Source organism: Candidatus Nitrotoga sp. AM1P (assembly GCF_013168275.1).
Lineage (GTDB): Bacteria > Pseudomonadota > Gammaproteobacteria > Burkholderiales > Gallionellaceae > Nitrotoga.
In genome coordinates this window covers 1,144,659-1,161,988 of the sequence record NZ_AP019547.1, presented here as the reverse complement: position 1 = coordinate 1,161,988, position 17,330 = coordinate 1,144,659, and the positions used below count along the sequence as shown (strand labels likewise).

General features: G+C 47.4%; 15 protein-coding genes and 1 pseudogene. 5 read left to right on the top strand and 11 right to left on the bottom strand.

The window, feature by feature from the left end; all coding sequences use genetic code 11:
- Positions 1-228: 228 nt before the first annotated feature.
- Positions 229-588, top strand: a pseudogene (locus tag W01_RS05175) (IS481 family transposase); the annotation flags it as partial.
- Positions 589-680: 92 nt separating this feature from the next.
- Here the strand turns inward: W01_RS05175 and W01_RS05170 are convergent.
- From W01_RS05170 to W01_RS05145, 6 genes are all read right to left on the bottom strand, one after another.
- Positions 681-1,667 (bottom strand): hypothetical protein, encoded by a 987-nt coding sequence (locus W01_RS05170; protein ID WP_173052680.1) that lies wholly within the window; start codon positions 1,665-1,667, stop codon positions 681-683.
- Positions 1,668-2,094: 427 nt separating this feature from the next.
- Positions 2,095-2,508 carry a nucleoside diphosphate kinase regulator gene (gene rnk, locus W01_RS05165; protein WP_173052678.1) on the bottom strand — a complete coding sequence of 138 codons (414 nt, stop codon included), beginning with the start codon at positions 2,506-2,508 and terminating at the stop codon, positions 2,095-2,097.
- A gap of 619 nt (positions 2,509-3,127) precedes the next feature.
- Positions 3,128-3,925, bottom strand: a complete 798-nt coding sequence (locus tag W01_RS05160) for a dimethylarginine dimethylaminohydrolase family protein (RefSeq protein ID WP_173052676.1) — start codon at positions 3,923-3,925, stop codon at positions 3,128-3,130.
- Positions 3,926-4,350: 425 nt separating this feature from the next.
- A complete protein-coding gene (locus W01_RS05155; RefSeq protein WP_173052674.1) occupies positions 4,351-4,671 on the bottom strand; it encodes a type II toxin-antitoxin system RelE/ParE family toxin in 321 nt (106 codons plus the stop codon).
- Entirely contained in the window at positions 4,672-4,947 is a 276-nt protein-coding gene (locus W01_RS05150) for a type II toxin-antitoxin system ParD family antitoxin (RefSeq protein ID WP_173052672.1), read from the bottom strand. It abuts the gene before it with no gap.
- Positions 4,948-5,521: 574 nt separating this feature from the next.
- The gene (locus tag W01_RS05145; protein WP_173052670.1) at positions 5,522-5,758 is read right to left on the bottom strand and encodes a hypothetical protein; all 237 of its coding nucleotides are present in this window, start codon (positions 5,756-5,758) and stop codon (positions 5,522-5,524) included.
- Here W01_RS05145 and W01_RS05140 point away from each other — a divergent pair.
- From W01_RS05140 to W01_RS05130, 3 genes are all read left to right on the top strand, one after another.
- The gene (locus W01_RS05140) at positions 5,757-7,283 is read left to right on the top strand and encodes a Fic family protein (RefSeq protein WP_173052669.1); all 1,527 of its coding nucleotides are present in this window, start codon (positions 5,757-5,759) and stop codon (positions 7,281-7,283) included. The genes W01_RS05145 and W01_RS05140 overlap by 2 nt on opposite strands.
- 308 nt (positions 7,284-7,591) lie before the next feature.
- Complete coding sequence (locus W01_RS05135; RefSeq protein WP_173052667.1) at positions 7,592-9,340, top strand: ATP-dependent nuclease; 1,749 nt, start codon at positions 7,592-7,594, stop codon at positions 9,338-9,340.
- Positions 9,324-11,336 carry a UvrD-helicase domain-containing protein gene (locus W01_RS05130; protein WP_173052665.1) on the top strand — a complete coding sequence of 671 codons (2,013 nt, stop codon included), beginning with the start codon at positions 9,324-9,326 and terminating at the stop codon, positions 11,334-11,336. The genes W01_RS05135 and W01_RS05130 overlap by 17 nt, the downstream gene beginning before the upstream one ends.
- A 126-nt stretch (positions 11,337-11,462) precedes the next feature.
- Here the strand turns inward: W01_RS05130 and W01_RS05125 are convergent, their stop codons facing one another.
- Both W01_RS05125 and W01_RS05120 read right to left on the bottom strand, forming a co-directional pair.
- Positions 11,463-13,064 carry a relaxase/mobilization nuclease domain-containing protein gene (locus W01_RS05125; RefSeq protein ID WP_173052663.1) on the bottom strand — a complete coding sequence of 534 codons (1,602 nt, stop codon included), beginning with the start codon at positions 13,062-13,064 and terminating at the stop codon, positions 11,463-11,465.
- A complete protein-coding gene (locus W01_RS05120; RefSeq protein ID WP_198421354.1) occupies positions 13,061-13,498 on the bottom strand; it encodes a hypothetical protein in 438 nt (145 codons plus the stop codon). Before W01_RS05120 ends, W01_RS05125 begins: the two co-directional genes overlap by 4 nt.
- A gap of 574 nt (positions 13,499-14,072) precedes the next feature.
- On the opposite strand from W01_RS05120, the gene W01_RS05115 reads away from it, so the two are divergent.
- The gene (locus W01_RS05115; protein WP_198421353.1) at positions 14,073-15,620 is read left to right on the top strand and encodes a type IV secretory system conjugative DNA transfer family protein; all 1,548 of its coding nucleotides are present in this window, start codon (positions 14,073-14,075) and stop codon (positions 15,618-15,620) included.
- Positions 15,621-15,732: 112 nt separating this feature from the next.
- Here W01_RS05115 and W01_RS05110 read toward each other — a convergent pair whose 3' ends face one another.
- From W01_RS05110 to W01_RS05100, 3 genes are read right to left on the bottom strand one after another with little or no spacing between them, the layout of a single operon-like run.
- The gene (locus tag W01_RS05110) at positions 15,733-16,215 is read right to left on the bottom strand and encodes a GNAT family N-acetyltransferase (protein WP_173052661.1); all 483 of its coding nucleotides are present in this window, start codon (positions 16,213-16,215) and stop codon (positions 15,733-15,735) included.
- Positions 16,206-17,048 (bottom strand): hypothetical protein, encoded by an 843-nt coding sequence (locus W01_RS05105; RefSeq protein ID WP_173052659.1) that lies wholly within the window; start codon positions 17,046-17,048, stop codon positions 16,206-16,208. The genes W01_RS05110 and W01_RS05105 overlap by 10 nt, the downstream gene beginning before the upstream one ends.
- A gap of 4 nt (positions 17,049-17,052) precedes the next feature.
- Positions 17,053-17,298, bottom strand: coding sequence for an RtcB family protein (locus W01_RS05100; RefSeq protein ID WP_173052657.1), 246 nt, complete (start codon positions 17,296-17,298; stop codon positions 17,053-17,055).
- Between the last annotated feature and the right edge of the window lie 32 nt (positions 17,299-17,330).

The following is a 17,330-nucleotide window of genomic DNA, read 5'->3' as shown; positions in this document are numbered from 1 at the left end:
ACACTGCAGGGAAGAATCATAAGACTGGCGAACGAGTGGAAGTGCCTGCTAAGGAGACGCTGATTAATTCAAAGTTTCGCGGAATTTCGCGCGTAACCAATTGATTTTTAAATTTGTGAGATTCTGAAACGCGAGTTAATCAGCGCTTCCCTAAGTATGTGCCGCATTTTAAGGCTGAGAAAGAGTTTAAGGAGCGGGTACTTAAGAAGATGTAACTATTACGTCAAACTGCTGCATATCTTGACGGATCGCGGTACTGAGTATTGTGGCAAAGTAGCACAACCTGATTACCCAACTCTATCTTGCTATCAATGATATTGACCATACTAGAACCAAGGCGATGTCATCACAGACTAACGGGATATGCGAGTGCATCCACAAATCATATTGAAGAAGTTTTACCAAGTTACATTCCGTAAAAACTTTATGCTGATAGGGAAACAGTACAGATAAATCTAGACTTATGGCTCAATTATTACAATAATGAAAGAACTCATCTGGGTAAGGTCTGTAATGGCAGAACGCCGTTGGATACTTTACTTAGTGGGGAAACTGGTTTGGTATGGAAAAGACTTAAACCAAATTTAATCTGACAGATACCCTAGAAATTCGGTAACTATCATATCAAGTCTGAGCTAGTACAGATCAGGATTGAGTTAGTATATATGAATTAAGTCACCTTACATTTTGCATGGATCGGACAAGCTTTTTACTGATTCTACTTGTCGTGCAGAGCCGCCCAATCTCTTGTACATTTTAAAGTTATCTTTATTTAGGTTATTCGCTCCAACAATTATATTCCTCATCCGATACATCATCTGCTTATCAACATACCCTGAGATTTTCTCACCTTCTTTTTGTCGATGTATCTCCTGCAAGGCATCATTCGCCATTCTTCGGTTATGCTCAATGATTGTCGATATTTCGTAAAGCCTATATGTAATTTTATTCCGGCACGCCTCTAATTTATTAGTTCGTTCTTCGTTTTCTCTCATCTCAGCAAGTTTCATTGCTTCTCTCTCAGCCTCAGCTTTTGCTTCTGATTGCTGCTTTATCCGTGCCCTTTCATTTTCTTGATCTTGTTTTAATATATTTGCCGCTTGCACCATCGCCACCATATGTTGCTTTTCTTGAAGAATCATTGGTGCCGCTTCAATAAGAGCATTGAGTAATTCAGTTAGCTTAATATGATATTTATTCCGGTTATCACACTTCCCATTGCCGTAGTTAAGATTGCCCGGGTGCTTAATATAAGTCATCGCAGATTGTAAGTCTTCGCTAGCTCTTGCTTTCATTTCTTCATTTTTTGGGAATAGATATTTTAGTGTGCTTCTGAAAATAATTCCGCCGTAATTGTTTTCCATTCGAATGTAATACTCTTCGCATTTCCCAAAATTTCCTTCATCAAAGGCCACAAATCTAGGATCGTTGATCCAATTTTCTCCCAAAATCCTGTCGTAATTTTGTATATATATTCCATTGTCATCAATCGATTCGGGCAATTTTGCAATGATGTCTTGTATTGAGTATGGCTGCACAATCTCCGCACTCAATGGAGTTGGTGGGGACTTATAATTAATAATGTTATCGATATCAGCAGCATACGTCATGAATGGGGCTAACAAAAAAATGCTGACTAAAGATGCGAATATAGTTACTATTTTCATGAATGTTCCTTAGATCGCTCCATTTTTATGTTGAAATAGAACGCGAAATCAATCGTAAAGAGGTCGTCTATTCCATCATCACCAACCATCAATTTAAAGCTTGCTAACATGCGGTCATGTACGGCTCGAGCAAGAGTTAATATACCTTCCCTGATTAATCGAATTTGTTGATCTTTAGTATTTGTACAATTCTTTCCCAAAAAGAGTCTTAGCGTGGTATGACGAAAATCTGGTGTTAGTTGTTGTGAATTTGGTTTATTGAGAGTTATTGACTATTTCTCGCTTTCGTTCAAATAAAATCCAATTCACATGAGTACAGATGAAGATTCAGAATGTCTATCGTCAGTTGTACTAGGAAAGCCTGACCCACCCAAGACCTAAAAATTGGGTAACTAGTAGATCAGGTTTGAGCTAGTAGAGTTGAACATCACTTTGTATATTCGCCCGACCTTTCTGGTTGGTAACTGATATCGAGCACCCGTACCTTTATGGTATTGCCTCCGGGTACCGGCCATTCCATCTGCTGACCGATTGCCAGTCCCAGCAACGCGCTACCGACCGGCGCTAACACGGAAATCCGACTGGGCTTCCCCAACGCGTCCTCAGGATATGACAGTGTCAGTTCGAACGTCTTTCCCGTCGGCTCAATAATAAAGCGAATGGTTGAGTTCATGGTTACAACGGTTGCCGGGATATTCTCCGGCGCAATTACTATCGCACGATCCAATTCATACCGCAGATTGTCCAATTCGGGCTGTGAATCTATTGGCAGCGTATCTATTAAATGGTTGAGCCGCGCTAGATCCAGGCTCGAAACGGTGATATTGGGAAGATTGATCACAATATATTTTCCTTATTTACTTATTCTCGATTGATTTAATTGTTTATGAAAATGGTAATTCTCTTTGATTAGGTAAACTACATCTTTATTAAAATTTATTAAAAAAAGACGTAAAAATTACAGTCAAAGTAATCCTTGATGTGCCATTCAACACATCATTAACAGGGAGATCGTGTAGGAAGAACACCCTCGATTTCAATTGAACTGAGGCGTGATTTGCGCTACCACCAATAATCCCTATTCTTGCTGTTGCTATGGTTCAACCAGTAAGTCTGAGTCGAGTACTCTCACGCAGACCAAGAAATCAAATAAATGCCCCTGAACCTCATGGGAACAGGGGCAATATCTTAACTAATAATGCGATAAGTTAAGATTCCACGTTCAAGGAGGAAAAACGTGGGAATAGCTTACGCTATACAATTAGTATAGATAAGAAAATACTGAAATAGTTCTATCGAATTGGAATACAGACAAACCTACAGCACCTAAGAAGTTTATCGACATTTTCCAGGCCTGTATGTATGTACTAGCAGGGATTTATGTATTACTTAATATTGATTCTCGATTGGATTTTTTTAGTAGTATTCAGATTATTGGATGGGATATATTTGGAGCTTTGTCATAGCTCCAAGGTGAGGCATTTGCATGCGCCCCCCGCTTTCATGAATTCTGAAACATCAACCTCGATAATGGAAAAATTATGTTTACTGAGCGTAGCCTTCAACTCGTTCGAGACCTTATATAAAATGATATCGTTGCCGATATTCACCGCATTGCAGGCAAAGTTATTGGCATCCTCATCCGAAACCCAAATGACTCTGTTGTTGAATTCGTTCTTAATTTTATTAACGCTTTGAGACGTGAATGCTTGTTCATATGCGAGAACATACCCATTTACCAAAGGGCAAAATGCGGTATCCAGGTGATACCACCTTGGGTCAACAAGAGTCAGTCCGTTTACCTGAGCCTGTAAGATTGTGGCGATTTCATCTAATGCTTGTACATCGCTCCTATGCCCGTAACCAATCCACACTCGTCCATTGGAATCATAGAGCGCATCACCCGCCCCTTCGAATTGTATATCGCTATTTAGCCGCTTGATACGATAGCCGGAATTCTCAAAGAACTGGCTGAAGTATGACGACTCTCCCTGCCTTTCCGGATAGCGGAATGAAGACACAATTACTTCGTGATCACGGTATACAAAACCGCCATTGGCTGTGAACACCATATCCGGCAACCCAGCTACCGGCTCGATCAGTTTGATTGATGCTTTTCTGGAGAGAATGTCATATAAATTTTTCCATTGCTTCGCCGCCAACTTTTTATTTTCCCGCCCTTGGTTTCCCGCCATCCAAGGGTTGATGACATAGCTGACTTCGAAATATCTGGGATCACACATCAGAAATATTTTCATCGGCTCATCCATTTTCTTATAAGGTTAATGTGAGTTGAAATTTAGTATGCCAATACACATCCTCAACTAAAAATAAAATTTGCCGATAAAGTAGTCACGGTAATCATTAATGCAATATTAAACATGCTACTTAAATGATATCCAACAAGGTATTCAATCCATTATCGGATGGTGACTGGAAAATTCTAAGCTGTTGTACCTCACAGGTTTAGGTTAATGATTTAGCTAATAAAAAAGCCCTGCATCGCAGCAAGGCTCTATATCTGGCTCCCCGACCTGGACTCGAACCAGGGACCTGCGGATTAACAGCCAAGTTAAGCAGCTTTTTTTATTGATATTGTGCCCGCCCTCACTCGTCAAGCGCCGCCAATATTCGCCAGAATTGTCACGTTCCATTTTTAGGGGTCGTTGTTTGACTCACAAGTTTAATTTGATGACCCATATGGGGGGTGAAATTCAATCAGCCCCAGATCTCGCGCACTGTGAAGAACGCGGGTAATTTCTATGTCCTGCTGCTCAAGGCCGCGATAAAAAATAACATAATGGCCTACAGGAAAGGATCGCACTGCCGGGTACAGCTCCGGCCGCTCCCGACCCAAGCCTGGTTGCTGTGTCAAAAGAGAAAATTTTTCCGCGAGCTCTCGCAGCAGCCTGTCCGCGGCCATTTCATTGTCCTCCGCAATATAGCGCCAGATTTCCAGTAAATCGGATTCTGCCGTGGCAGTGACAACATAGCGCTGCACCATTTATTGAGCTTTCTCGGCGCGGCGCAGGGTCTTGGCTTGAGCTATTAATTCTTCCATGTTGAAATTCTCAATGGGGCCGCTGTTGATACCATCTCTGATGGCAGAGCGTAGTTCATCGAGGGCCTGCTGCCGCAATGTTCGTTCGTGTTTCCACGCGCGCAACGCCTCGCGGATCACTTCACTGCTTGAGGAATATTCGCCTGTGCTCACTGCTTGGTGGACAAGGGCCACCATTTCAGGGGGAAGGGCGACACTGATTTTTTTGACGGTTGCCATGATTTAACACCTCCATTTTTATATGGTAGCAAGAATTCTTACCGTCTGCCAAGTATAAAATCTCTGCTTATCTGTTTTGCGAGGAGCTCGCCCCGAAGGACGAAGTCCCTGATTTGGCCGTTCTCACCCGTAAATCATCGTTAAGAACCGCTGGAAATATCACGTTTATTTTGATGAGTTCGCAAGCCACATTCGTTTTGGTTTGGCAGCACCTCCATGCTGTGAACAGCACAATAACCTAAAAACGATACAACCGAAAAACCTAAAAACCGCCAGGGCCTCGTTCTTCCTTAAGCTCGACCGCTTGGAAAATTCTAACTTTCTCGTAGGTGAAGTACGCGAAAGTTAGAAAATGGTTCTATATCTTGTAGGCGAAAACATTGACAAGGCGTGCAGCCACTATCAGATAGAGACGGGAAGGCGAGCATCAGGCAGCTTCTGATCTCGGCAAGTTCGGCGCGGCATTCTTGAAGGCTCAACGTATCTTCTGTGGCAGAGGATAGCTGTCCGCCGATTTCCAAGCAGTCGCTGATTCGAGCAGCTTGGGTGAGTAGCGTCGCAACCATTTTTTGATTCAGCGGAGGAGCGCGCGGCGCAGCTTGGCTCTATGTGTCTGAATGCCCATAACAACACAAAAACCTAAAAATGGAATGACACGATAACCTAAAAATAGATTGACACGATAACCTAAAAATAGATTGACACGATAACCTAAAAATAGATTGACACGATAACCTAAAAATAGATTGACACGATAACCTAAAAACTGCAAGACTGAATAACCTAAATAAAATAACGCAGAAACGATCATGGCATCACCATCCGAAAGCCTCGCCGCCTCCCTCGAAGCCCTTAAAAGGCTTCAGGATCAAGGGATCGTGGCCATCCGAACGAGTCAAATAACTCGTACACACAGGCAGCGACTGCTCAAGAACGGCTTCATCCGCGAGGTCATGAGGGGCTGGTACATACCCACCCGCCCCGACGAAGTGCCGGGTGAAAGTACAGCTTGGTATTCGTCTTTCTGGACATTCTGCGCCGACTATCTAAACGAACGCTTCGGCGACGACTGGTGCCTTAGTCCTGAACAGTCAATGACCCTATTTGCCGGCGATTGGACGGTGCCGAAACAAGTGATTGTCCGCTCACCGAAAGGCGGCAACAAGCCCCTATCCCTTCCCTACGAGACCTCGATATTCGATGTTCGACTGGCTACGCCTCCGCCGCTGGATATTGAAACCAATAGCGGCATGCGTGTTTTCAGTCTTCCTGCCGGTCTCATTGCGACCTCGCCAACACATTTCACTGCGCAGCCTATCGTCATGCGCGCTGCTCTGGCTGCGATCACTGACGCGTCCGAAGTTCTTGTCCGCTTGCTTGAAGGCGGGCACAGCACGATTGCGGGAAGACTGGCCGGGGCATTTCGCAACATTGGCCGAACCACAATCGCAGACAGCATTATTGAGACGATGCGAGCTGCAGGATACACGGTGAACGAAGTTGACCCGTTCAAGGGTCTGCCACATGTGGCGCTTAGCTCACGTGAAACTTCGCCTTATGTGAACAGGGTGACCATGATATGGCAAAAAATGAGGGAGGACGTTCTTGAGTATTTTCCCGTTCCGCCAGGAAGGCCAACCGACAAGTCCACGTATCTTCAGCATGTTGATGATGTCTACGCGATCGACGCCTACAACTCACTTTCCATTGAAGGCTACCGGGTCAGCGCAGAGCTGATTGAACGAGTTCGTTCTGGAGACTGGAACCCCGACTCCATTGAGACGGACCGTAACCAGCGAGATGCTCTTGCCGCCCGTGGCTACTGGCAGGCCTTCCAGCGTGTAAAGAACAGCGTTGGCAAAGTCCTAAGCAATGAAAATGCAGGCACCGTCGCGAATGCCGATCACGGAGCGTGGTATCGAGAGCTATTTGGACCGAGCATCACTGCAGGCCTTCTTCGTCCTGCCGACCTTGCCGGTTATCGCAGCGGCCCGGTTTTTATCCGTCGCTCGACACACGTTCCGCCCAATCGCGACGCTGTACGCGAACTCATGCCCGCGTTCTTCGAGCTTCTCGAAAAAGAAGCCGAGCCTGCTGTTCGTGTTGTCATGGGGCACTTCATTTTTGTCTACATCCACCCCTATTTTGACGGAAACGGGCGCATGGGCCGCTTCTTGATGAACGTGATGCTTGCATCGGGCGGCTACCCATGGACCGTCATCCCCGTGACCCGGCGCAACGACTACATGGGGACATTGGAGAAGGCTAGCGCAGAGGGAGACATCGTTCCTTTTGCTAAATTTCTAGGCCAGCTCCTAATGGGAGATGGAAAGTAGGACGCTATTTGAGGTGCTGACTCAAAAAATCTATCGCAACGGCATTTCGCAAGTGGGATGTTAATGCATGCAAATTTTACGGGGATATCTGGCGCTATCTGTGCGGGAAAATCACAGAGCCATCCTATTCGGACCGGCATACCGTCAGGCAATGGACAAATGCGCCTTTCCATGCTTAGATCAGCACCAAAATGGTCAATTGGTGTAACGATGGGACCAATCTGATATCGTCGATTCAGCGAGCAAAGTACCCGTAAGCATGTTTTCGTATGATCCCAAGAACGTTGAACAAAAACTCAATAAATGACATGCACCTTTCCAATCTCAAGCTATGGAATTTCAGAAAATTCGGCAACGCTGCCGTATTCGCTCTGGAGACGCCGCATCTCGACCTGAATTTCAATTCCGGACTAAACGTCCTTATCGGGGAAAATGATTCGGGTAAATCCGCCATCATCGACGCTATTCGAATCGTGTTAAAAACACATAGCTATGACTGGTCGAGAATCGACAACGACGATTTCCACAACACGCAACGCAGGCTAAGGATTGAATTAGTCCTGTCGGGGATTGAACCGGACGAAGGGAAGAATTTTACCGAATTCCTTTCCTGGGAGACGGTAGGAGAAAACATCATACCATCCCTTCGTCTCATTCTTGACGTGAAGAAAAATGTCGTCTCTGGCCAGATTTTGCCCTACGAAGTTCGCGCGGGAGCTGACACTGACGGAAAACAGTTAAGCCCGGAAGCGAAAGAATATCTGAAAGTCACGTATCTCAAGCCGTTGAGGGATGCCGAAGAAGAACTTATCGCGAGAAAAAATTCGCGGCTTTCACAGATTCTCATTGGACACGAGGCGTTCAAGAACCGAGGCGACGATCATCTTTTAATGGAATTGCTGAAAAATTTCAATTCGTCTATCGAAAACTATTTCGATGGCAACAATAACGTAGGCGCTAAAATCAAAGACCAGCACGGCAAAGGACTGAAAGATAAGATCGACACTTATATCCAGTCGCTCTACGAACCCGGCAAGAAAACAGGCTTAGCCGTAACGGAGCGAGGCCAGCTCAGGAGCCTGTTGGAAAAATTGGAGCTCTCGATTCAGGGTGAAATCAGGCCGGGACTTGGAACGCTCAACCGCCTTTTCATGGCATCCGAACTGTTGCACTTGAACAAAAACAACTGGACTGGAATACGGCTCGGGCTGATCGAGGAGCTGGAAGCGCACTTGCATCCACAGGCGCAGATGCAAGCCATCGAGACATTCCAAAAGCAGCACAGCGTGCAGCTCATCATGACAACCCATAGCCCAAACATCGGTTCGAAACTCGAACTCAAGAATCTCGTGATCTGTAGCGGAGACGAGGCTTTCCCAATGAGCGACGAGTATACCGAACTCAAGAAAGACGATTATGTTTTTCTCCAACGCTTTCTTGATGTCACGAAGTCGAACCTTTTTTTCGCCAAGGGTGTGATCTTAGTGGAAGGCTGGTCGGAAGAATTGCTACTGCCGGAATTAGCGAAACTGATCGGCTGCAACTTGACAGAAAAAGGCGTGGCCGTCATCAACGTGAGCTGCCTGGCCTTTATACGCTACGCGAATATATTCAAGCGCAAAAATGCCCCATTTTTTTCTAAACCCGTCGCCGTTGTAACGGATGTAGATATCTATCCGACTGACGAAGACGGTCCCGTCCCAGGCGACAAGGCGAAGCTGGTCAAGGCTACGGCAAACAAAGCCGCGAACTACGATGGCCAATCCGTGCAGTCATTCATCGCACCTCATTGGACGCTTGAATATTGCCTTTCAAAATCCGCCGCATTCGGGGACGAATTTGCGAGGATCGTCAAGGAGGTGCACAGCGGAACAGACTGGGCGGACTTCGACGCTATCCTTGCCAGGAAACTTAAAGACAAGTCGCTGTCCAAGACGGAAATCGCAAACCGATTGGCGCAGGCGTGCGCGGACGGAAAGGTGGATAAATCGAAAATGGTAGCCGACGTGCACGTCGCCTACCTTGTGAAGGCCATCGAGTATGCCTGCGGCGTTTAGTGTTTCGGAGGAGGATATCGCTTACGCAGAACGTATTCTTTTGAATGCGGGCGAATCGTTCGATTCGGAACGCAGAGAATTTATCAGGAACCTCGACACGGTCGATTTGCAAGCCGTGCCGGGCAGCGGTAAAACGACCGCACTGCTCGCCAAACTCCTTATTCTGGACCGTCACTTGCCGTTCGAAGACGGCTCTGGAATCTTGGTCATTTCTCATACCAATGCGGCAATAGACGAGATAAGGGAGCAAATAGGAACTCATTGCGCAAGCCTTTTCAAGCACCCGAATTTCGTAGGAACGATCCAGAGCTTCGTCAACGAATTTCTTGCGATCCCGTTCTTCACAAACAGGTACAAAAAAACACCTGTGCGGATCGACGACGACATCTACAATCAGAAATTCTCCAAACCGCCTTTTAACCTCGCAGGTTTTTCTGCCCAAGAAAGCAAGAACGCTAAACGTTACCTAATGTTGAACGCGAAGAACTTACGCTGGTCGCTCGTAAACGGAAAAATGAACCTAACGGACGAATACGGCGGAAAAAAAATCGATTTTAAAAAGCCGCGCGGAAATACCAAACCTGTGAATTACACGGACTGGAGTGACGACGAAAAAACTAAAGTCTGCGAGTGGATCTTCGAGTTCAAGCTGAGCATGCTGAAGGGTGGATACCTTTGCTATGACGATGCGTATTTCCTAGCAAGCGCCTCTGCTGCAAAGAACCCGCAGATCAAAGTGATGCTCCAAAAAAGGTTTATGCATGTGTTCGTTGACGAAATGCAGGACATGGCGCAGCACCAGCACAGTCTTTTGGAAGACATTTTCTTTGACGGGGGATCGAGCCCCTGCGTTTATCAGAGGATTGGAGACAAAAACCAATCTATTTTCGACGGAAAGGAAACCTTGGCGCAGCCTTTTTGGAATGACAGGGCGACCGTATTGCAATTGAATGGCAGTTACCGTCTGAGTCGCATGCTCGCCAACGTAGTCGGCTCTTTTGCGGTAAGTCCTCTTCAAATTGAAGGGCGGCGGAAAAACGCCGATGGTAGTGACGTTGCGATCAAGCCGCATTTCCTAGTATTTTCGGACGCAAAAAAGGAACAGGTGATTTGCCTTTTTGCGTCGATCATAAAAACATTGGTAGACGAAGGAAAAATTCCTGCAAACCCGCGCAATAGATACAAAGCTGTTGCGTGGGCGACGAAAAAGGAAGACGGGAAACTGCGTTTATGCGACTACCATCCCGTCTTTTCAAGAAGCGAACAGCAACCGAAAATCGATCAACCTAATCTCCAAAGTTACATTTTCCACTACAACCAGGAAGATCGCACGCTATCATCAATCGAGAAGAATATTAGTAACGCGTTGCTTAGAATCCTGAGAGAGGAGGAGGTTGCCGATATCACCGGAGCCCCATATTCAAAAAGGAAAATGTGTGAATTTTTGAAGGAAACAAAACCCGACTATTGGAAGACGTATGAAGAAAAAATATATGGGTGGTGCCTAGACGTTATACGTGGCAATGGTAATGCGGTACTGCTAGATATAAAAAACCATTTGCCGGGCTATCTTTCGCAGTTCGATTGCACGGTTAACAAAAGCGCTAATTTCATTAATGACAGTAACGGTTCTTCCGCCTCAACGGCGACAGTCGCACCCAAGAAATCCGCCAATATTCTACAGTACGACGGCTTCGACGTGGAGGTATCAACGGTGCACAGCGTCAAGGGCGAAACCCATACCGCTACTTTATATATGGAGACGTTCTACGAAAAAGGCGGTGGCGGGAACTACGAGTCAGAGCGCCTGGTAAATCAATTGAAAGGAGAAGCCATAACGGCCACCATGCACAATCGAGCCAAACAGTCCGCGAAGATGGTCTACGTCGGTTTTTCGCGACCGACCCACCTGCTTTGCTTTGCGGTACACGAAATCAGATTTGCCAAGTTCGAGGCGAACATAGATCAAGACGTTTGGCAGATCGTGCGACTATAATGTGATGGGCATAAGTTGCTGCTAGCGGTAGTGGGTTTATGTTATTGGGCCTGGTGTTATGACAGGGCTGCCAATGTGTATGTTACTCGATTTTTTCGATTGTGCAGGATGGTGTAAATTCCCGCATTATGAGTCTCTATCCCGGCCACGGTTCCTATGTGGCTTCTCGCTAGGCTCAATTTCCGGCGGTCGGGCATTCTCAAGACTACTGCCAGAACCGTTTCTGTTTTCGCCCTCTTGGCGCTCGCTCGCTGCGCGCCTGAACTCTGCCATGAGATCGGGCGCACCATCTTGGCTGGGCTGTTTTGCTTCATCAAAGGCCCTAAGCAAATCGGGCGCTGTTCTTTCTCTCTTCTTGTTGTCGATCCCGGCAATTTGGGCCAGCGACGGCATTGATCCATCGTCGCCTCTGGCGCGAACGCGTTCATGCCGCTTGTTGTCCCGCGATAGTGCAGCCAGCTCGCGTTTTACAATTTTTTCGAGAGCCTTGGCCTTACGTTCAATATCCCGCACCTGAAGATTCAAGCGAAAATCCAGCCCCTTCTGCTCCTGAACCTGTTTTGCCTTTAGCTGATCCCGCTGTCCAAGATGATCCCGGATTTTCCGGGCATCTTGATACTGATGTATTTTTTTCTGAAGAAACATAATTCCGCTTACCTTACCGAGAAACGCGGCAAGCCCGGTTGGCCTGTTTTCATACCGCGCCAGCCTGATGGCTTTCATTGTCGCAATATGGGTTGCGCGCAGCTGGTCTCGCTCAGTCCGATGAATTGACTGCTGGGAAAGTCGCATGAACTGCTGCTTGTCTTTGAGAGTATTCCGCTCCTGTTCCACCGCGAGCCGCCGCTCCTGCTGGCTGTGTTTCAATTCTGCCAGTTGGTTTTCGTAATGATTGTCTTTGGTTGATTTTTCAACGATCTTCCGGTGAGCCGTCACAAGTTGCTGCGCTTCCTCAACGGTTGGTAGCGATTCAGGCGGGAATTCCTTTTCAAGGAAATTGCGGATGTCTTTTGTACGAACCGATTTATCGTCGATCAGTTTGGAGAGCGCATTCTTGCCTCCGTATAAATCGACAAGAACGTAGGGCCGCTTTCCGGTCGCCAGAATATAGCCGCGCTCAGCCAACGCCTGGACAAACGATCTGGCATCGTCGCTATGCCGCCAAGCTTCAGTGACCTGTTGTATGTGATCGGCCTTCGACAAACCCGTCTGCCTCAGTTGTTCTTGATCGTAGAGTGACAACTGTCCGGCTTTCCGTGATTTGTCGTACCCGGCTGGCAGGTCAAGCCCATGATCGCGGGCGAACCCTCGCGTCACGCGCATCAGTTTGTCACGGTCGAAAGCGATATGAACTGCACGCTGTTGGTCAGCATCGATACGGGACCAGACTACATGACAATGCTCGCGGCCATGTTTGATGTGAAATACAACGGCGCGTGGTTGCTCTGTCAATCCCAGCGCGTCTTCAGTACGCTTAATGTAGTCCAGGTATTGGTCGCGGCTTAGAGGCCCCTGCTCCGGGTCAGGATTGATGGACATGCTATAGAGATATTTGCGGCAGCGCGTGAGCGTATCGGCCTGCACTTCCCATTCCTTGAATGCGCCATGCAAATCTCGTGCGATGGAACCCCTGATAAACGCCACCTCGATCATATCGTTGTCGTAATCGTTTAGGAGATGGGTGGCAAGGTCTTGACCTCCGCCGCGCTGCGATGCAAAAGGGATCATGGAGTTCTCCCCAAGGCGAGCATCAGGCAGCTTCTGATCTCGGAAAGTTCGGCGCGGCATTCTTGAAGGCTCAACGCATCTTCTGCGGCAGAGGATCGCTGCACGCCGATTTCCAGGCGGTCGCTGATTCGAGCAGCTTGGGAGAGCAGCGTTGCAACCATTTTTTGATTCAGCGGAGGAGAGCGCGGCGCGCGCGGCGCAGCCTGGCCAAAGACAGCAGCGGTTATGTAGGCATTAACGGAGAGGCCGGAGTTTTGCACGCGCGCCCGGAATTCTTCTCGCATCCCTTCGGGCGGGCGAAAAGAAATGGGCGCAGCACGCTTTTTCTTCCGTTGTTCAGTCATGTTCACACGATATAGCCGCGCGACTTTCCGGCTCCTCGCTCTTTCCTCGCGAGTCCAGGAACGCGCTATTCCTGGTCGATGGAATTCCAAAAAGGAGAGCTGATATCTCCTTTTGGTCGGGGTCCGGTGCCGAAACACCGGTCGTGGTTCAGGGTGCGAAAACCCTGATCGTGGTCCAAGGGCGCGAAAGCCCTGGTCGAAGGATGCAAGGGGCTACGAAGTGCCCTTTGCGCGATGGAGTCCAGAGGAGAGCCGCAGTCTCTTCTGGTCGCAATGCAACTGCGAAACGTTGCAACTTCCCTAGGCGGCATCATCCACAAGATGATGTCGATCAGGAAGTTCCGAGGGGGGTCCGCGGGGGACTGGAAATCCCCCCGCAAGGTGGGCGTGGTAATACCACGCACACCTTGTGCTCGCTTCGCTCGCACTTTTCCATACTTTAAGTTTAGCTGTAATGGATTTAAAGATTTATTAATACTGTTTAAAAAATCAATCGCTTCTCTTTATTGATCATGCGATTTGTTTTCAGGCAATAGCACAATTTTCAGGGAGGGCGATAGGAAAAAAATGATCTGTGCGGTTGTCGCTGGCGAGGATTGCAGGAGGAGAATGCTTGACGGGTGATGCCAAGATGATTTCATCGTATTATTTTGGAGTCACAGCAATGAATGATTTTTCAAAACGATTCATGCAGGATGTCCCACGCGGCGATAGTACCCGCTTCCTGAGACAGCAAAAGGTACCGCAGGCGCGTTGGATGAAACTCGACGATATTCTAGTGAGTGCATCGCTTACCTACGATCCTCACAATCCGGGCAAGAAAGTTCTGATTGGTGCACTTGATTCCCATTTGATCGGAATTGAGGATGACAGGCATATTCTCACTGTCGCTGGATCGCGGTCTGGAAAATCCGTAGGGTTAATCAGTAATTTGCTGTTCTATCCTGGTAGTATTCTTGCGACCGATCCGAAAGGGGAACTAGCCGAGATTACTGCACAGCGACGGGAGACGATGGGGCAAAAAATATACGTCCTCGATCCATTTTTGAATGGGTCAGCACGGGTATCCAAATACCGCGCTTCCTACAATCCCATGAGCGTGCTGTCAAAAGAAAGCCAGAGCTTTCTTGAAGATGCTGCACTGATTGCGGAATCCATCGTCGTTCAGTCCGCCGATCAAAAAGATCCCCATTGGGATGAAAGCGCCAAAAATTTTATCGAAGGCGTCATTGTCCATGTGGCGACCGCACCGCAGCACAAATCCAGGAGAAACCTTATTACGGTGAGGGCGCTCATCAAAAAAGCGCTCTGGCTTCCTCCTGCTGAGGAAGACGAACCCGGCAGCAAAAAGCAAAAGAGAAGCACGAAGCCACTTCTCTATGAAGAGATGATGCACAATGCTTCTCGGCTCGAAGTCGATCCTGAAACGGAGGAAATCGGCAGTTCCATCATGGCCGCCGCCCTTGATTTTTACGGCAAGAGCGAGGGTGAGATTTCTGGCGTCCATTCAACGGTGAACCGTCATATCAAGTTTTTGGACTACACAGCTTTTCGGAATGTTCTGCAAGAGAATGATTTTGATCTTGCAGAACTGAAAAGCAATCCTGCCGGGGTCAGTATTTACCTGTGCTTTCCGGCAACACGCATCGAGATATCGAAGCGGTGGATGCGGATTTTTGTCAATCAGTTACTCGACGCAATGGAACGGGAGAAAACCAAACCCCCCGCTCCTGTACTGATCTGCCTGGATGAATTTCCGGTGCTGGGGTACATGAAGCAACTGGAAACGGCTTCCGGCCTCATCGCTTCATTCGGCGTCAAGCTTTGGGTCATTCTTCAGGACTGGAGCCAAGGTAAAGCCCTTTATGGAGAACGCTGGGAAACCTTCGCTGGCAATGCCGGGATCGTGCAGTTTTTTGGCAATAATGACCTGACTACTACGGATTATATTTCCAAGCGCCTTGGAAAAACTCAGGTGGAAGTCGCACGCATTGGCGAGGTCGCCCAAGATCAACAGGACAAGGGATTATCAGGACGGTCTGAGACGATTGAACTCTACGACCTGCTCACCCCCGATGAGATCACCCGCCAGTTTGCGCGCAGTGACCGGCTGCAACGGCAACTTATTCTGTGGGCCGGTCATCACCCGATGATGTTACAGCGCGTCATTTATCATGATACAAACGGCCCGTTGGCACCCTACATAACTTAGTTCGATACAGGCGTTTTTTCTTGGAATCGACCTGAGAGTCGTGTTAACCGAAAAGAGAAACAATTGCTAGAGAAGGTCTGTGCAATACAACGCGTTTTTTAGATTTCATTGTCTAACGATTAGTCAAGTCTGGCCTTTTGATGCACATGTTCACAAAATTCACCGGCTTACCCTGAATTTCGACAATACTGGTGCCAGTCTTTTTAAATCCGATGCTTTCATAGAGAGCTATAGCGCGCTGATGCCAATCGCGCACTTTTAGATATATATGCTTCAGATTGAGCTCTGTGAAACCGATATCCAATGTCCGCAGCATGACGACTCGTCCGATTCCATGGCCGATTTGCTGCGGATGAAGCGCAATATAAAACTCCGCGTCCGTTGAGGTAATATTTGTTAGAATCGAGAAGCCCACCAATTGTGCACCATCCCAGGCGGAAAAACGACGTGTTTGCTGCGAGTCTGGGAATTGATCAAGCCACCCATTAGCCCGAAGCGCATAATCGAGATCCTGTAGCGAGTCGGGATATGGTGGCCATAACCGGATTGCCGCTGCATCAGCGTCAGTGAGAGAAGATACCTTGATCACGGGCATTTTTTTGAAACTGCCTTCAAAAGATTCGCAAATTCACGGTAAGGCCGCACTTCATTCTCACCGAAAAATAATTTACCACCTTTAATTTTTCTGTTCTTGTCGAAATGCCAACATAACACTACACTGCCATCGAAGATACCAAAATCTAAGTTGTCATCGGTAATCGTGAGTTTTTCACCGAGCACATTGCTGATGTCAGTTTTTACTATGTAAAAAAGATCAACAATACCTTCGTTGCGGTGTAATGCCAAAGTTTTTTTCGCTTCTGTTGAATTGATTTCATCTTCATCTTTTACGATAAACACCTTGCTGACAGTTACTCCTTCTGCAAGCATTTTTGCGCGCTGGGTGGCGATTATCGCCTTTGAGCGTGTATTGCCGTACATATGCTCGTAGTTAATATAGTTTGTTGCAAAGTAAGTCTTGCTGAGGGACCAGGTCAACTGGTTCCATACATCATCGAGCTCCGCAGCCGATACTTGTGCGTTGGCACGTCCGAGCATCCTTATGATAAGGCTTACAAGGCGCGGAGCAATCTCACCGGATAATAAACACTCCGCCATTTTTTCCATTTGCAAGCGTAATCTTTCTAGCTGCTGTCTAGTTTGTTCTTCCCGGTCACGTGTGGTGATGTAATTTTCCAGTTTAGGCACTATTACGTATTTGGCGTGTAATAACTCGCAGAGCACTAACACCAACACCGGTACGATAAGAACTTCAATAATAAAAGCGGGTTTTCCATGAAGGGGATATACTGCAAAATAGGTCGCTAGAATCGTAACCAGTATTTCAATGGCCCTAATTATAAACTCGCGTGTGTTTATACTTATCAAACAGTCACCTCCCAACCCAGTTGGGCAGCACCTGCTGGCGATTCATCGCTCGTCCCGCGCCGTAACTTGTGGAACCGAAAGCAAGCCGTATGTCCTCGTCGTTCCCGGTTAGGGTATAAGAAACCATTTCCATACTGCCCTCAATTAATATTAGCTGACCGGCATCTTGCAGAGCGGCAGGAAGGTCTACACTCTCTTCCCGTTGTAGAAGAGCCTGAACAATCAGCTTTGCATCAATTTCATGATTCATGCTCCAAGGTTTCTAGAGAGACATCGAGACGG

Excerpts from the sequence above, each read along its gene's own strand:
- W01_RS05170 (WP_173052680.1), bottom strand. The coding sequence starts at position 1,667 with ATGAAAATAGTAACTATATTCGCATCTTTAGTCAGCATTTTTTTGTTA.
- W01_RS05160 (WP_173052676.1), bottom strand. The coding sequence starts at position 3,925 with ATGAAAATATTTCTGATGTGTGATCCCAGATATTTCGAAGTCAGCTAT.
- W01_RS05155 (WP_173052674.1), bottom strand. The coding sequence starts at position 4,671 with ATGGTGCAGCGCTATGTTGTCACTGCCACGGCAGAATCCGATTTACTG.
- W01_RS05150 (WP_173052672.1), bottom strand. The coding sequence starts at position 4,947 with ATGGCAACCGTCAAAAAAATCAGTGTCGCCCTTCCCCCTGAAATGGTG.
- W01_RS05140 (WP_173052669.1), top strand. The coding sequence starts at position 5,757 with ATGGCATCACCATCCGAAAGCCTCGCCGCCTCCCTCGAAGCCCTTAAA.
- W01_RS05145 (WP_173052670.1), bottom strand. The coding sequence starts at position 5,758 with ATGATCGTTTCTGCGTTATTTTATTTAGGTTATTCAGTCTTGCAGTTT.
- W01_RS05135 (WP_173052667.1), top strand. The coding sequence starts at position 7,592 with ATGCACCTTTCCAATCTCAAGCTATGGAATTTCAGAAAATTCGGCAAC.
- W01_RS05130 (WP_173052665.1), top strand. The coding sequence starts at position 9,324 with ATGCCTGCGGCGTTTAGTGTTTCGGAGGAGGATATCGCTTACGCAGAA.
- W01_RS05125 (WP_173052663.1), bottom strand. The coding sequence starts at position 13,064 with ATGATCCCTTTTGCATCGCAGCGCGGCGGAGGTCAAGACCTTGCCACC.
- W01_RS05115 (WP_198421353.1), top strand. The coding sequence starts at position 14,073 with ATGAATGATTTTTCAAAACGATTCATGCAGGATGTCCCACGCGGCGAT.
- W01_RS05110 (WP_173052661.1), bottom strand. The coding sequence starts at position 16,215 with ATGCCCGTGATCAAGGTATCTTCTCTCACTGACGCTGATGCAGCGGCA.
- W01_RS05100 (WP_173052657.1), bottom strand. The coding sequence starts at position 17,298 with ATGAATCATGAAATTGATGCAAAGCTGATTGTTCAGGCTCTTCTACAA.